At 42.3% G+C, this 14,007-nt stretch carries 9 protein-coding genes and 1 pseudogene; 3 read left to right on the top strand and 7 right to left on the bottom strand.

The window, feature by feature from the left end; translation table 11 throughout:
- Positions 1-98 precede the first annotated feature (98 nt).
- Positions 99-209, bottom strand: a pseudogene (locus AACU32_RS37655) (ABC transporter ATP-binding protein); the annotation flags it as partial.
- A gap of 230 nt (positions 210-439) precedes the next feature.
- On the opposite strand from AACU32_RS37655, the gene AACU32_RS37650 reads away from it, so the two are divergent.
- On the top strand, positions 440-2,860 hold the full coding sequence (locus AACU32_RS37650; protein WP_096607332.1) for an FG-GAP repeat domain-containing protein: 2,421 nt from the start codon (positions 440-442) through the stop codon (positions 2,858-2,860).
- A 127-nt stretch (positions 2,861-2,987) separates the two neighbouring features.
- Here the strand turns inward: AACU32_RS37650 and AACU32_RS37645 are convergent, their stop codons facing one another.
- The 3 genes from AACU32_RS37645 to AACU32_RS37635 all read right to left on the bottom strand — a co-directional run bounded on the left by AACU32_RS37645 (position 2,988) and on the right by AACU32_RS37635 (position 6,241).
- Entirely contained in the window at positions 2,988-3,683 is a 696-nt protein-coding gene (locus AACU32_RS37645) for a DevA family ABC transporter ATP-binding protein (RefSeq protein ID WP_096607331.1), read from the bottom strand.
- A 75-nt stretch (positions 3,684-3,758) separates the two neighbouring features.
- Complete coding sequence (gene devC, locus AACU32_RS37640; RefSeq protein WP_096607330.1) at positions 3,759-4,937, bottom strand: ABC transporter permease DevC; 1,179 nt, start codon at positions 4,935-4,937, stop codon at positions 3,759-3,761.
- The gene (locus AACU32_RS37635; protein WP_096607329.1) at positions 4,934-6,241 is read right to left on the bottom strand and encodes an ABC exporter membrane fusion protein; all 1,308 of its coding nucleotides are present in this window, start codon (positions 6,239-6,241) and stop codon (positions 4,934-4,936) included. Before AACU32_RS37635 ends, devC begins: the two co-directional genes overlap by 4 nt.
- Positions 6,242-6,471: 230 nt before the next feature.
- Between AACU32_RS37635 and AACU32_RS37630 the strand changes: the two genes are divergently transcribed.
- The gene (locus tag AACU32_RS37630) at positions 6,472-7,098 is read left to right on the top strand and encodes a TetR/AcrR family transcriptional regulator (RefSeq protein ID WP_096607328.1); all 627 of its coding nucleotides are present in this window, start codon (positions 6,472-6,474) and stop codon (positions 7,096-7,098) included.
- A 373-nt stretch (positions 7,099-7,471) separates the two neighbouring features.
- Here the strand turns inward: AACU32_RS37630 and AACU32_RS37625 are convergent, their stop codons facing one another.
- A complete protein-coding gene (locus AACU32_RS37625; protein WP_096607327.1) occupies positions 7,472-10,222 on the bottom strand; it encodes a cation-translocating P-type ATPase in 2,751 nt (916 codons plus the stop codon).
- A gap of 129 nt (positions 10,223-10,351) precedes the next feature.
- Here AACU32_RS37625 and AACU32_RS37620 point away from each other — a divergent pair, with 129 nt between their 5' ends.
- Positions 10,352-11,479 (top strand): ATP-binding protein, encoded by a 1,128-nt coding sequence (locus AACU32_RS37620; RefSeq protein WP_096607326.1) that lies wholly within the window; start codon positions 10,352-10,354, stop codon positions 11,477-11,479.
- Positions 11,480-11,504: 25 nt separating this feature from the next.
- Here AACU32_RS37620 and AACU32_RS37615 read toward each other — a convergent pair whose 3' ends face one another.
- Both AACU32_RS37615 and AACU32_RS37610 read right to left on the bottom strand, forming a co-directional pair.
- On the bottom strand, positions 11,505-12,251 hold the full coding sequence (locus AACU32_RS37615; protein WP_339378596.1) for a GIY-YIG nuclease family protein: 747 nt from the start codon (positions 12,249-12,251) through the stop codon (positions 11,505-11,507).
- Between the two features lie 518 nt (positions 12,252-12,769).
- Positions 12,770-13,753, bottom strand: coding sequence for an RNA polymerase sigma factor, RpoD/SigA family (locus AACU32_RS37610; protein WP_096607324.1), 984 nt, complete (start codon positions 13,751-13,753; stop codon positions 12,770-12,772).
- Between the last annotated feature and the right edge of the window lie 254 nt (positions 13,754-14,007).

Genomic DNA, 14,007 nt, shown 5'->3' with positions numbered 1-14,007 from the left:
AGGAATCAAAATTAACATTCTATGACAAATGACAAAATGCAAAGTCTCTTGTCAAATTTGCGCCAATCATAAGTTTGTCAGCGAGAAAAATCAACTGACTATAGAGCCGGAACTATAGCCCGATCCTGAGCTAACTTACCATCTTCCATGTGAACAATGCGATCGGCAATATTCAAAATCCGGTTGTCATGAGTCACCATGACAATAGTCACATATCAGCTTGGGTGTTGCGCTTTTCGGCAGCTAAATAGGCTACGGTTACTTGTAAGCTTTGTTGCTTTATTGCTGCCCATAATTTTACTGTCTCTTTACATAAAAAATCTACTTTTATGCATCTGAATTTTATTTAAATAAAGAATTTAATTTTTCATAAAATTACTTATAAATTGGGCATTTCTGCAAAAATAATACTAAAAATAGCATCTACTTGGCAAATTTAATGGTTAACCCTAAGAAAATAAAGATTGGCTTCGATATAGAACAGAAATCGCACTTACGCAAGCAATTGAGTTCCGGCTTAGACTCTGAATTAATAACAGCTTTACCTCAAGAATCGATAGTAAAAAACCACGCTGATTATGGTAATCTTTTACCACCTAATATTACTCTTTCAGAAAAGCCTATTAGCTCGCCTAATGATTACATCGTTAGTGATAGTTCAAATGGATCTCTCAAACTAGGGAATTTAAGAACTCAACAGCCCAGGACAAGCAAGAGTAATCCAATATCGAGGGACAATAGTAATTCCACTTTGTATGCACTGCCTCTAGTTGTGCCAACGTTAATTAGATATCGACCACCAGTAGTTACTGTATTACCTTCACTAGACCTCTCTCAAACTTTCTTTTTAAACAGCTTACCAGGAGCTAACCACACAATTTATTTAGATTTCGACGGTCATACCACTTCTGGTACTCAGTGGAATACAAGTAAAAACATAGCTAACATTATCACACCAAGCTTTGACATAGACGGCAATACAGCGTCCTTTAGCTTGGCTGAACTTGAAAGAATCCAGTATATCTGGCAGCGCGTCGCTGAGGATTTCATCCCGTTTAATGTTAATGTCACAACCCAGGCTCCAGCAGATATTAATGATCTGATTAAGAGCGACAGTAATGATAAACGCTGGGGTGTGCGTGTCGCTATCGGTGGTAGTAATTCTGATTGGTTGGGTACTGGAGACGGAGGAATTGCCTACATTGGTTCTTTCAATTTGAATAGTGATACTCCCGCCTTTGTTTTTGCTAAAAACACGAACAACGGTAATGAGAGAGATACGGCTTATGTTATTTCTCATGAAGTAGGTCATACACTGGGACTCAAGCATGATGGACGAATAAAGCCCGCTGAAGAATACTACGCAGGGCATGGTAGTGGGCCGACTGGCTGGGCACCAATCATGGGATTAGGGTATTCCCAGGAGCTACTCCAGTGGAGTAAAGGCGAGTATGCTTCTGCTAACAATACTGAAGATGATTTGCAAATTATTACTACCCAAAATGGGTTTGGCTACCGAAACGATGATACTGGTGATACAATTGCGACAGCAAAGACACTGACCAGTTCTGGTACGTCTGTAAGTGGTAGTGGCATCATTGAGCGCAATACAGATGTAGATTTCTATCGTTTTTCTACAAGTTCTGGTACGATTAATTTGACAGTAAATCCCTTCACTAGTGGGCCAAACTTAGATATTTTTGCAGGGTTATACAATGCTACTGGTGCTTTAATTACCTCGTCTGATCTGACAGATTCATTATCTGCAAGTATCGCTACAACTGTTCCTACTGGAACCTATTACCTCAAAATTGATGGTGTGGGGAAAGGAGATCGTCTGACTACAGGCTACACCGATTACGGCAGTTTGGGGCAATATTCTGTTAGTGGTACAACCTTCAACAATTATGTTATTACTATTCAGCGATGGGCGACAGGTCAAGGTGGGTTTTGGGATACTCAAAAATGGCTATCTGGTGATTTCAATGGAGATGGGAAAGTTGACTTGGCTAAAACTTTCAATGATGTGGGTCAAGCCAGTATGGACGTTCACCTGTCGAATGGTGGAAGTTTTGGTATCGGGCGATGGGCGACACGTCAAGGTGGCTTTTGGGATGCTCAAAAATGGCTGACTGGGGATTTTAACGGTGATAAAAAAGATGATTTAGTTAACATCTTCAATGATGTGGGTCAAGCCAGTATAGACGTTCACCTGTCGAATGGTGGAAGCTTTGGTATCGGGCGATGGGCGACACGTCAAGGTGGGTTTTGGGATACTCAACAATGGCTGACTGGGGATTTTAACGGCGATGGCCAAGATGATTTAGTTAACATCATCAATGATGCGGGTCTAGCCAGTATGGATGTTCACCTGTCGAATGGTGGAAGCTTTGGTATCGGGCGATGGGCGACTCGTCAAGGTGAATTTTGGGGTACTCAAAAATGGCTGACTGGGGATTTTAACGGCGATGGCAAAGATGATTTGGCTAAAGCTTTCAATGATGGGGGTCTAGCCAGTATAGACGTTTACCTGTCGAATGGTGGAGGCTTTGCTAGCCAGCGATGGGCTACTCGCCAAGGTGGATTTTGGGAGGCTCAGAAATGGCTAGCTGGGGACTTTAACGGCGATGGCAAAGATGATTTGGCTAAAGCTTTTGATGATGGAGGTCTAGCCAGTATAGACGTTCACCTGTCGAACGGTGGAGGTTTTGGTATTGAGCGATGGGCGACGCGTCAAGGTGGGTTTTGGAATACTCAACAGTGGCTAACTGGAGATTTTAATGGAAATGGAATGGATGATTTTGCTAAAGCTTTCAATGATGCGGGTCTAGCTAGTATAGATACTCATATTTTTATTTAGCAGCTGTTTCCACAAATGCGATCGCTGTTCTTGTAGTGCGATCGCATTTATTGTTTTCGTCATCACGATCAATCATTGCTTTGTTGTTTGGATCTGTGTAGATTCCATTTCAGTTAAAATGCTGGATTTAGGCTGTGGCAACAACCATATCTTTAGCTAACTTACCATCTTCCATGTGAACAATGCGATCGGCAATATCCAAAATCCGGTTGTCATGAGTCACCATGAGAATAGTACAACCTTGCTCTTTAGCGAGTTTTTGCATTAGGTTAACTACATCTCGACCAGATTTACTATCCAGCGCCGCAGTTGGTTCATCTGCTAAGACAATTTTAGGGCGACTGACTAAAGCACGAGCGATCGCAACTCGTTGTTTTTGTCCCCCTGATAAATCATCAGGATAATAATTGAGGCGCTGTCCTAATCCTACTTGCTCTAGCATTTCGGCAGAGCGAGTTTTCATTTCTGCTGGTGAAATATCCTTGTGTAGTTCTAAGCCCATTCTCACATTTTGCAGTGCAGTTAAACTTCCATGCAAGTTATGTGCTTGGAAAATATAGCCATGACTGCGCCGTGCTGCGGTAAGTTGAGCTGCATTAGCACCGCAGAGTTCTGTTCCTAATACTTGCAAACTACCAGATTGCGCAGAACGCAACCCCCCCACCAAAGTTAGTAATGTGGTTTTACCAGAACCGGAAGGCCCGGTCATAATGATAATTTCGCCAGCATTGATTGTTAAGGTAATATCAAACAGAACTTGCTTTTTTAGTTGACCTTGACCAAAGTAATGGTCGAGATTTTGCACAGAGATTACTGGATTCATAATGAATAGGGGACAAGGAGGACAAGGGGGATAAGATCTACAAATGACCAATGACCAATGACAAATGACAAATGACTAAAACATATCCGCTGGGTCAGCAGATTGAACTTTACGAGTAGCGATCGCACCGGATATGATACACATGACGAAAGTTAGCGTCAGCACTTGAATAGCTCGTGCTAAGGTCATATATAGTGGTAGATTTGTCGCACCACGAGTTAAGGCATACAGTCCTAAAGATACTGTCATCCCTGGGATAAACCCTAATATTGCCAGGATTAAAGCTTCCTCAAACACGACACCTAGCAAGTAGAGATTGTTATATCCCATCGCTTTAAATGTGGCATATTCTTTCATGTGGGCATTAACATCGGTGGAAAGGACTTGATAGACGATAATCACCCCGACGACAAATCCCATCGATACACCTAAGGTAAAGATAAACCCGATCGCAGTGTTTGTCTGCCAGTAATTTTTCTCAAAGGCAATAAATTCTTCGTGGGTGAGAACTTTTACATCATCTTTAGGTAGGTAAGATTTTAAAGCACTGGCTACTTGTTTAGGGTCGTAGCCTGGTTGTAACTGAATCAAACCAATACTGACACTACCTGCTTGTCGTTTAGGAAATAGTTGTAAAAAGTTCTGATCGCTGGTGATCAAGCTACCATCAGCACCAAAAGATGCTCCAACTGAGAATAAGCCATTAATGCTAATTGTCCGCCGATCTATTTCTGTGGTGACAGGTTTACCTTGAGAAATTTGTGCGATCGCTTCTTTGTAATCTCCTCTGGAAGCAGCATCAAATAATACAGTATCCGGTAGTTTAATTGTCGATAATTGGCGGTTAACTTCTGGTAAGTTAAATGCTGGCTGGTCAGGATTAAAGCCGATAATCAGCATCCCTGTCTCACGGCGAGTTTGGGGATTTTTCCACGTAACGTTGTTGGTATACAAAGCTTCTGCCGATTTTACACCAGGTACATCGGCAGCCTGATACAGTCTTCTTCTGGGAAAGGAAGACATAAAGGAGAGGTTACGGGCTTGGTTACCGATAATTACTACATCTGCATTTAATACTTGATGCAGTCTGGTGGCGCTATCATATAATGCTGACTGAAAGCCCAGCTGCATGAACATCAGTAAATCTGCAAAAGCAACGCCTGATAGTGCGACTAAAAAACGACTCCTTTGCTTATTCAGTTGCAACCATCCCAGAGGGGTGCGGCGCTGTAGTTGAGAGATAAATCCTATCATTGTTCAATCACCGCCTTGACTTGCAAATTGGTAAACTGGGCGGCTTTGGCGCTGGATGCAGAATCTAGCTTGACATGAACTTCGACTACTCTGGCATCAATATTACTAGAGGGGTCGGCATTAATTACATTTTGCCGTTGCACTTGCATCCCAATCCAATCAACGGTTCCCTGCAATTCAGTGGGGAGAGAATCGCTAATAACTTTGACACGTTGACCAGGCCGGACTTTATGAATATCACTTTGGTATACTTCTGCTACCGCATACATCTGGTCAGTTTGACCTAACTCGACAATTCCGTCATTACCAACGGTTTCACCAGCGCGGGTATGAATCTTTAGAATTTGTCCAGATTTGGGAGCGCGAATATATGCTTGATTAAGTTGGGCTTGAATTTTCGCTACAGTAGCTTGGGCGCTATCTACCTCAGCTTGGGCGTTGGCGATATCTGTAGGACGAACTTCCGCTGTTTGATTCAGGGTAGCTTTGGCTTCGTTGATTTGTTGTTCTAGTGTAGCGATGGTTTTGTCGCGGTTAGCTTTAGCTTCGTTAATTTGCTGTTCTAGTGTGGCGACAGTTCTTGTCTTTGTGGCTTGGCTTTCGATAAATTGCTGTGTAGAAGTTTCCGCGCTTAACCTGCGGCGATCCACTTCTTGATTAGAGATTGCGCCTTCTTTATATAAACTCTCATAGCGTTGCACATCAGCTTGGGCGTTGCGCTTTTCGGCGGCGATACGGGCTACAGTTGCTTGTAAACTTTGTTGTTGTCCTTGCAATTCTGCTTCTAGGCGATTAATTGTCGCTTGGTGCGTTTTAATGCTTCCTGCTAGTTCAACTTGCAGACGGTTGATCGTAGCTTGACGCGCCCCAATTTCTCCTTGCTTTGCACCAGCTCTTACCTGCGCCAGTCGGGATTTTGCCACTTGTACTTGTCTTTGGGCTTCACCCAAACTCGCCTGTAAGCGATCGCGACTATCCATGATCGCAATTACCTGTCCAACTTTAACGCGATCGCCTTCTTTCACCAACAGTTGCTCAACCCGATTTCCTTCATTAGCCGTCGGTGCAGACAGTTTAATCACCTCACCATTGGGTTCTAAGCGCCCCAACGCAGTAACAGTTTTGACAACTGGTTGAATCGGCGTTGCTAGTTCTTGCTTCTTCCCAGAATCCGCCTGAAACTTAGTTACCGTATAAACACTAGCTCCGGCTGTAATCAAAGCTGTAATTATTGCCAGGATGGTAGGTGACTTAAAAATACTTTGGGAAGCTCTAAAACCTAATAAATTCCAGTTTTGCGCCATAGTATTCCCCTCTTTTGGGCGGCATTTTTAAACTAAACCGTCCAGTTCAGAATTATGCTAAACTAAACCGAGTAGTTTAGTCAATAGTCATTTGTCATTGGTCAATAGTCATTTGTCCATAAGGCAATAGGAAATAGTCATTAGTCCCCCTTTCCCCTTTTCCCCTTTTCCCCTTTCCCCCTTCCCCCCAATCACCAGTAAGATGGTTTATAAGCAAGGTTGATGAACACATGGCACGCATAAAAGCTGACGAAGTAGAACGGGAGAATTCCGTTGAGAAAGTGGAACAAATTCTGCAAGGAGCGATGCAGGAGTTCCTCAAACATGGCTATGCTGGTACAAGCATGGACAAGGTAGCGATCGCTGCGGGTGTGTCTAAAGCCACAGTCTACAGCCACTTTCAAGATAAAGAAGGGCTATTTAAAGTTTTGTTTGAGCATCTGGCACGCCAGAAGTTTAAGTCTATATTTGGTACAGAACCTCTACAGGGAGAACCAGCAATAGTCCTCCGCCAATTAGGAACCAAAGCCTTAGAGCAAATGGTAACAGATGAACAACATTGTGCATTTATGCGCGTGTTAATTGGCGAATCTGGACGCTTTCCCGAGTTAGCACAGATTTGTGTGCGCGCCATGATTAAACCAGTGATAGAAACCCTGACTCAATACTTGGCTAGTCATCCTGAACTGAAAATAAATGACCCAGAAGCACTAGCGAGGATTCTTGTGGGGTCATTAGTGCATTTTCATATTGTTCAGGATGTTTTGCATGGTAAGGATATTTTACCAATCGAGAGCGATCGCTTAATTAATACCATGACAGACTTGATTATTAATAACGCTCAGGCTAATTCGTAATTCGTAATTCGTAATTCGTAATTACAAAACTCGGACAACAATGTTAAGGAGATTTGACAGGAGTTGAGTAGGTGGGCAGAAAAATTTATAACTACCTTAAAAGCGAATGTTCCAAAGCAGAGTGAAGCAATCGCCAGGGTTTTGCTAAATTTACATTTTGTTAGATAGATAAGTTCATACCGACCTACTTACACCTGATACAACAGAGAGAACTAGGGTAAGTTTTTCTACTTGCTGATAAGTAAGTCGGCATAAAAAAACCGAACTAAGTTAAGAAACGTAAACACCATTAAAACTCTTACCAATGACCAATGACAAATGACAAATGACGACCCTAACCAGTTATATTTAATTACGCCGACTTACTTAATCATTAATTGGGTGGATCTAAACGATTCACAACTGTCGCCCACAAAATCATCGGTGAACCCACGCCTAAACAGAACAACCACTGTTGAAAATTTAATGGTGCTGTCTCGAAAATTTCATTAATCAACGGCACATGGGCAAAGACAATTTGTAAAAGAATTGCGCCGACAATCCCAAAACCGATGGCAGGAATATCTACATTCTCCTTTATTGTGCCATCCATCTTGGCAATAAGATTGGGGATTAATTGACTAATACTCAATAAATAAAATATCCGTCCAGCAATTAGTGAGTTAATCGCCATCGTTCTGGCTAAATCTATATTTCCTGTGGTTTGGCGGATGTATTCAAACACTCCAAATATCACAATCCAGTTAAACAAAGATATTGCTAAAATGCGCTGTATTCGACTGCCTGATAATAAAGGTTCATGGGGATGACGTGGTGGTTGTTGCATCACGTTTTGTGCTTTGGGTTCAAATGCCAAAGGTACTGTCATCGTGATGGAATTCAACATATTCAGCCAGAGAACTTGTAGGGATAAAATTGGTAAATCTCTAGCGAATAATGTACTAATTAAAATCGTCATTGATTCCCCACCATTCACAGGGAGAATAAAGCAAATCGCTTTGATGAGATTTTTATAAACTGCTCGTCCTTCTTCTACAGCCGCTTCAATGGAGGCAAAATTATCATCGGTGAGTAGCATATCTGAAGCTTCTTTAGCTACTTCTGTACCTGCACCTCCCATTGCAATCCCAATGTCTGCTTGTTTTAAGGCGGGTGCATCGTTGACACCATCCCCTGTCATGGCGACAATTTCACCTTTAGATTGTAAGGCTTCAACTAGACGCAGTTTTTGCTCTGGTGCAACACGGGCAAAGACTACCCCTTCTTCTGCAACTTGAGCAAGTTCGGTTTTATCCATTTGGGCGAGTTCTGCACCTGTGAAAGCCAGAACTGAGCCATTTTTGTTAATTCCCATTCTCCGGGCGATCGCCTGCGCTGTCACAGCATGATCTCCGGTGATCATCTTCACCTGAATTCCCGCTGATTGGCAAGCTTGCACGGCTTTAATCGCACTCTCACGGGGCGGATCAATCATCCCCTGCAATCCCACGAAGATTAAACCATCAGCAATATCCGGATGATCTACTGTATTTTGCTCATTTCCTACAGGCTTTTTCGCCAAGGCTAAGACTCGCAAACCCTGACGCGCCATAATATTCACTTCCCGTTCAATTTTGGCTCGTGATAATGTTTCTACACAATCTAAGGGGTGGGATTTTCCTTCGGTATTGATGATCAGGTGACAGCGTTGCAAAAGCGCCTCTACTGAACCCTTTACATAAATAGTTTTCCCTCTCGGTGTTTCATGTAAAGTTGCCATGTACTGATAATCTGATTCAAAGGGAATCCCATCTAGTCTAGGCATTTGCTGAATCAAAGCGGGTTGATTAAAACCAGCTTTATTTGCTGATGCAATCAAAGCGCCCTCTGTAGGATCTCCCATCACCACCCATCGGCTATTTTTCACTTCTAGATGGGAATCATTGCAGAGTAATCCCGCAATTAAACATTCTTGTAAACCCTTGTCGCTATTTAAATCTACCGGGTGTTCATCTCGCAGAATTTCCCCATCAGGGGCATAACCTATACCTGTAACCGCATATTGATGTCCTCCAGCATAGATGGCTTGCACTGTCATCTGATTTTCTGTCAAAGTCCCGGTTTTATCGGAACAGATGACAGTTGCACCACCCAAAGTCTCTACAGCTGGTAATTTGCGGATGATGGCATTCCGCCGCGCCATGCGGGAAACACCTATCGCTAAAGTAACGGTGACTACTGCTGGTAAGCCTTCTGGTATGGCACTAACTGTTAAAGCAACTGCGGCTTCAAGAGCTTCATTCATACCTCTAAAACTCAATCCGACAACGAAGCAGAGAGTTGCTAACCCTAAAACCATATACAGCCAATTCTGGCTGAATTTATTAAATTTCCGGGTTAATGGCGTAGAAATATCCGTATGCTGCTCCATTAATTGGGATATTCGCCCAGTTTCCGTGGCGTTACCAGTGGCGACTACTACCCCAGTACCTTGTCCGAAGGTGACAAATCCCCCAGCATAGGCCATGTTTTTCTGTTCTGCGAGGGCTGTATCTGGTTTTAAAATTCGTGTATCTTTTTCGACAGCTACTGACTCCCCAGTGAGAGCAGATTCATCAATTTGCAAGTTGCGGGTTTGAATTAAGCGTAAGTCTGCGGGTACTTTGTCGCCGGAAGTTAACAGTACCACATCCCCAGGCACTAATTCCCGTGACGGTACGCGGACTTTCTGCCCATCCCGCAAGACTGTGGCTTCGGTGGTAATAGCTTTAGCTAAAGCAGAAATCGCACTTTCGGCTTTTGACTCTTGGATAAATCCAATAATGGCATTGGTAGTAGTCACGCCCCAAATCACTCCAGCGTTGACAAAGCTACCAGTGACGGCTTTAACTAAACCTGCACATAACAAAATAATCAATAATGGCTGGTTGAATTGCAACAGAAACTTCAACCACCAAGACTGGGTTTTCTTGGCGGTGAGTTCGTTTGCGCCCACCTCAGTTAATAACTGTGTGGCTCTAGTGCTACTTAAACCTGTGTCCTGATTGGTATTTAGCCGCGCGATCGCCTCCCCAATTTCCAAAGAATGCCAAACATCCGGCTGTCTATCTCCTGGTTCCGCAACGGTAGATACAGCTTGAAGCATAATTATTTAGTTTCCCTGAATAAGTGTTATCCAAACAATAACACTAAAATTTAGTGCAAAATATTTTTTAGCACTTGTAAATTTCAATAATTACGATAATCACCCTCAATGGTTGCCTAAAAATAAAGTATGCTTGCGATTACAGTGAGGATTGAACCGGAAGGCGAAAAAGTTGTGAGTCTGGATTTGTCTACTCCATTGCAATTGATAGGGCGATCGGCAGAGTTTCAACGTATTGTCGAAGTTTTGTCAGAAGATGGTGATTTATTAATTACCGGCGTACCTGGTAGTGGTAGGCGTACCTTAGTGAAAGCAGGAGCGCAAGACGCTGGAGCGGTAGTACTGGAGATAGATTGTATCCGCGCTACAGATGGGGAAAGATTTTTACAACTGCTAGCAGAAGCTATTAGCCAAAACTGGGAAATAGCCAAAATTCAAAATTGGGTACATCACCATGCTAGTGAGTTTTTTAGCTACGATGTCGAAAAAAAATTGAAGCTGTTGCGTTCTCTCAACCAAAAGCAACTATGGCAAGCATTTGAGCTATTGTTAGAGTTGCCACAAATGATGGCTGTAGATTTACAAAAGCGGTTAGTGCTGATTATGCATAGTTTCCCTCATATCCGCTCTTGGGATCGTAATAATTTATGGGAAGCAACATTCCGACGCAAAATCAATCAGGATACTCATGTTAACTATGTCTTGATTGCAACTATCGCTGAGACTAGCCAGCACTCAGATGAAAATAATTATCCTTTAGAAACCGTGCAATTGCCCCCATTAGCCAGAGACATCTTAGCGGTGTGGGCTAGAGAAATGCTACACGTACACAGACTAACATTTGATTCCCGTTCCCAAGCACTACCACTGTTTTTAGATGCTGTACAAGGACACATTGGCGATGCAATGGCGCTCATCCGTCGGTTACAAACTTCCTGTTTGCCAGATAGTTTAATTACTGAACAAGATGTTACACAGGCCATTGAAGGATTACTCAAAGACTTATCGATGACTTATGAATCCTTAGTGATGCTTCTCCCAGCCAATCAAGTGCATCTTTTGGAATGTTTAGCGTTAGATCCGACAGAAAAACCACAAAGTAAAGACTATATTCAAAAACACGGACTTTCTAGAGGTGGTAGCTTACAAGGTGCGCTGACTGGTTTGCAGCACAAAGGTTTGATTTACGGTGCAGAACAAGCTTATAAATTGGCGTTACCACTATTAGCTTTGTGGTTGCGGCAGCGATTGGGTTAACTATTTTGCTGTGATGATAGAATTTTTAACCAATTAATTCGTCAAGCTCAGTCAAGTCCAAAAAATTATCTTCATCTGGAATGCTATAGTGAGAACGCCAATCTACGGCTCTAACTAGCACACCTGCTACTAAAACTTTTATAGAAGCCTTAGTACATTCATCCCAAAATAATCCAGATGTTACACATGGAGATATATATAACTTAATTTGTTGTGGAGTTTGTGATTTGTTATAAGTTCCAGTCCATACAGGTGAAGTTTGTATATATTCTTTTTCCCAGGTAAAACTATTTTGACAATGCTTAATAAGTTGTCCTATTTTTCGGCTAGCATTATGCTCTGGCCAAGCATAGCCTATTTTCATTTCATAGCCATAAGAACGTTTAAATAATCCTAAAACTACTATATTTTTTGCCAGTTTACTTATAACTACAGAAAAATCTCCTTTGGGAATTATCGGAACTATACTATTATTTAGCAATGGTTTATATACTTTTATATAAAGCTTTTCAGCTTTAGTTAGCAATTCTGACTCTGGAGAGCATTCCCACCAGCCTATTCTGACACTATTAGTACGATTAATGTGACTGAGTTGATCAAAACGATGATGGTTTCTCCATCGAAAAAATAGGTTAATTGCTTTCCCTATATATAAGACATTATTATTTGAATCTAGTGCAAAATAAATGGCAGAGCATTTGGGCAAATTAGCCTTCTGCGCCAGAGGTAAAGACGGTATTTGAAACAGGTCTAATTGAGAAAAAGTCTGCACAAACTCTGAGCCTGAATTAATGATTAGTAAAAGTTACAGGGGCTGGGGAGCAGAGCGGAAAAAGAAATAATACCAATTAATTATAAAAAAGAATGTGACAAATGGGTAGGGGCACAACAATGTTCACCTGTGTCAACTTAACGCGAAACCCAGTTACCGCAAGGAACTGAACTTCCTTGCTAATAGCCAAAGTCATCTTTAGATGACTAAATATCCTCAAAATATTGAGTCTACTTCAGTAGGGGCGGGTTAAGCGAGATAGTCGTGAATTATTGGAGCATATCTGTGAACCCGCCCCTACTTGGGCTATGAGCCTTGGAATGAATTCCAAGGCGGGTGACAAAGCTAAGAGAGAGGCTATTTTTAGCTTAAGTTGACACCAATGAACAATGTTGTGCCCTGACAAATAATTTATGTATCCCAAACATTATTCAAATTTAGTCTGACAAATGACAATTAATAAAAAAATTGCCCCCTGAAATCAGGAGGCTTTATTTTTAATTAAAAGCTGTTGACTTTTAGCTAGCAACATACTCTTTGACATTGGCTCGACGACGACGTAGATGAGCAAGCGCTTGATGTTCTAATTGACGAACACGTTCGCGGCTGAGATTTAATCTTTCACCTACTTTCGCCAAAGACATTTCATTCCCATCTTCTAAGCCAAAACGTAAAGCTACAACTTCTCGCTGTTGGGGGGTTAGTTCCGCCAACAGAGTGTTCAAGTCTTGGCGCAAGAATTCCTGAGTAGTGTAATACTCTGGTGAAGGGCCGTCATCTTCTAGCATTTCTTGCAGCTCGGTATCCTGGTTGTCACCGACGCGCACATCCAAAGATACTGGCTGACGTGCCATATTCAAGTATTCGCGAATTTGCAAAGGCTCTAACTCTAGTTCTTGAGCAATTTCTGCCGGATTTGGCGATCGCCCTAGTTTCTGAGCCAGTTCACGCTGTACTTTTTTGATTTTGTTCAGCTTCTCTGTAATGTGAATCGGTAACCGAATTGTCCGCCCTTGTTGAGCGATCGCTCTGGTAATTGCTTGGCGAATCCACCAGTAAGCATAGGTAGAAAACTTATATCCCCGAGTAGGATCAAATTTCTCTACACCCCGCTCTAATCCTAGAGTTCCTTCTTGGATTAAATCCAGAAACTCCATATTGCGCTTTTGATATTTTTTCGCAATAGCGACGACTAAGCGGAGGTTAGCTTCAATCATCTTTTGCTTTGCCCGTTTACCTTGAGCAACTGTCTGTTTTACCTCAGTTTCAGGTTGGTTAACATGATCAGCCCACTCGGATAAACTCGGTTCGCGGTGCAGTTTTTTCGCCAAAGCCTCTTTAGCGTCCACTAGCGTCATCATTTGTTGCACCTGCTTCCCGAAAACAATCTCTTGCTCACGGGTTAAAAGTGGCACACGACCAATTTCTCGCAGATAGGTTCGCACCATATCAGCCGTGAATTTGGTGTTTAGGTTCTCGGTTTGGGTGTTAACAGTAGGCATTGGTGCGTTGTCCTCTACTCCGTAAACACAATGAATCTTTAATAATTAAGTCAGATTGGGACAGGTACTACATCTATCACGGAACATAGGAAGCTACCATAAGCAATCAATTTATACATTCGTTGAAAAGACGATGCTTCCCTGAGATAGGTTCCCCTACCCTGGCTAAATTTTGCAGTTTCTTAGAAATACACTGGCTGGTTATCAAGAATTCTTCTTGTCAGTCACTGGCGGTAACTGTAAAAATATGAAGT

It is taken from the genome of Calothrix sp. NIES-2100, assembly GCF_963875285.1.
Classification (GTDB): domain Bacteria; phylum Cyanobacteriota; class Cyanobacteriia; order Cyanobacteriales; family Nostocaceae; genus Aulosira.
The sequence above is the reverse complement of the archived record's forward strand: the minus strand, read 5'-3'. Positions and strand labels throughout refer to the sequence as shown.

Coding starts and splice junctions, on each gene's coding strand:
- AACU32_RS37650 (WP_096607332.1), top strand. CDS start 440: ATGGTTAACCCTAAGAAAATAAAGATTGGCTTCGATATAGAACAGAAA.
- AACU32_RS37645 (WP_096607331.1), bottom strand. CDS start 3,683: ATGAATCCAGTAATCTCTGTGCAAAATCTCGACCATTACTTTGGTCAA.
- devC (WP_096607330.1), bottom strand. CDS start 4,937: ATGATAGGATTTATCTCTCAACTACAGCGCCGCACCCCTCTGGGATGG.
- AACU32_RS37635 (WP_096607329.1), bottom strand. CDS start 6,241: ATGGCGCAAAACTGGAATTTATTAGGTTTTAGAGCTTCCCAAAGTATT.
- AACU32_RS37630 (WP_096607328.1), top strand. CDS start 6,472: ATGGCACGCATAAAAGCTGACGAAGTAGAACGGGAGAATTCCGTTGAG.
- AACU32_RS37625 (WP_096607327.1), bottom strand. CDS start 10,222: ATGCTTCAAGCTGTATCTACCGTTGCGGAACCAGGAGATAGACAGCCG.
- AACU32_RS37620 (WP_096607326.1), top strand. CDS start 10,352: ATGCTTGCGATTACAGTGAGGATTGAACCGGAAGGCGAAAAAGTTGTG.
- AACU32_RS37610 (WP_096607324.1), bottom strand. CDS start 13,753: ATGCCTACTGTTAACACCCAAACCGAGAACCTAAACACCAAATTCACG.